The sequence below is a fragment of the Caballeronia sp. SEWSISQ10-4 2 genome, assembly GCF_030464885.1.
Classification (GTDB): Bacteria; Pseudomonadota; Gammaproteobacteria; order Burkholderiales; family Burkholderiaceae; genus Caballeronia.
In genome coordinates, this window is the sequence record NZ_JALPRJ010000200.1 from 1 (window position 1) to 1,482 (window position 1,482).

1 pseudogene is annotated in these 1,482 nt (G+C 60.5%); it reads left to right on the forward strand.

The window, feature by feature from the left end:
• Positions 1-190: 190 nt before the first annotated feature.
• Positions 191-1,314, forward strand: a pseudogene (locus tag M0D69_RS43585) (IS110 family transposase).
• Positions 1,315-1,482: the final 168 nt, after the last annotated feature.

Below are 1,482 nucleotides of genomic sequence, written 5' to 3' on the forward strand. Positions count from 1 at the left end.
ATTGTTGGGAGGCGTTTTCTTTGCTTCTGTTTCTTTTTCGCCGTTGTGGAAAAAGTCAGTATGACTTCCGTGGAAGTAAGGGCTGGCCCCCGGGAAGAGTTAAACCGCGCGGGCTAGCATAAAGCCAGAGCCGTAAAAGTGAGAGGCGGACCCGTCATTCAAAGGTTTTGTTTACAACCCGGAGGCCAGCATGCAAAACGTTAGCACATTATTTGTCGGACTGGATGTTCACAAGGATTCCATCACCGTTGCCTACGCGCTGGATGGCGGCGAAGTGGAAGTGCTTGGCAAGATCGGCACCACTCAGATCGAGATTGATCGCCTGTGCAAGCGGCTGCAATCGAAAGCCAAAGGCGCGCGCGTACGCGTGGTCTATGAGGCCGGTCCCTTCGGCTACGCTCTGCAACGGCGCTTGTGCGACAAAGGCTTCGAGTGCATCGTGTGCGCCCCCACGCTGATGCCGCGCAAGCCCGGCGAGCGCGTCAAGACCGATCGGCGCGATGCCATCAAGCTGGTGCGCTCGCTACGCGCCGACGATCTCACCGCCGTGCACGTGCCCACCGTCGAGGACGAGGCGTTCCGTGATCTCGCCCGAACCTGGGCCAAATCACGCGACGAGCTCAAGCGCGCCAGACGCTCAAGGCGTTTCTGCTCTCGCACGGCGTGCGCTACGTGGGATTGGCCAATTGGGGGCCCCTGCATCGCAACTGGCTGAGCAAATTCTCGTTTGGCAACCAATGGCAGGATTTCGCGTTTAACGAGTTGCGCCGCGCGATCGAGGACCGGTTTGCGCAATGCCAGCGTCTGGAGGCAGCCATGCGCGATGCCGTGCCGCGCTGGGGGTTTTACCCGGCCGTGCTCGCCCTGCAAGCGATGCGCGGCATCCAGTTCACCGCCGCCGTCGGGTTGCTCTCGGAGCTGGGCGAGCTGACACGCTTCGCCCATCCTCGACAGCTGATGGCCTGGCTCGGGGTGACGCCCTCCGAGTATTCCTCGGGTGGCAAACGGCGCCAGGGCGGCATCACGAAGACCGGCAATTCCCTTGCACGCAAACTGCTGATCGAGGCAGCCTGGAGTTACCGGCATACGGCCAAGGTGAGCCCCGAGATCCAGCGTCGTCATGAGGGCTTGCCTAAAGTGATCATCGATCGCGCGTGGGATGCACAGGTGCGCTTGTGCCGGCGCTATCGAAAGCTGGTAGCGCGGGGGAAAAGCACGAATGTCGCCATCGTGGCGGTCGCCCGCGAACTGGCGGCCTTCATCTGGGACATCGGCCAGTTGGGCATGCGCCAAGCCAATCCACGCTCCGAATGACACGCTGAAGGCAGCAAGAATCAGTTTGCAATGAGGTGCAACGAAGCGCAATGAAGCGGTAGTTCCCTGAAGGCGGCGTAGCCCGGTATTCGAGTTATCCGCGTCATTTCTTGGCAACGGTTCATTCCGACTTGCGTTCAAAGTTAGCGGCAGACTCACGAAACGGAT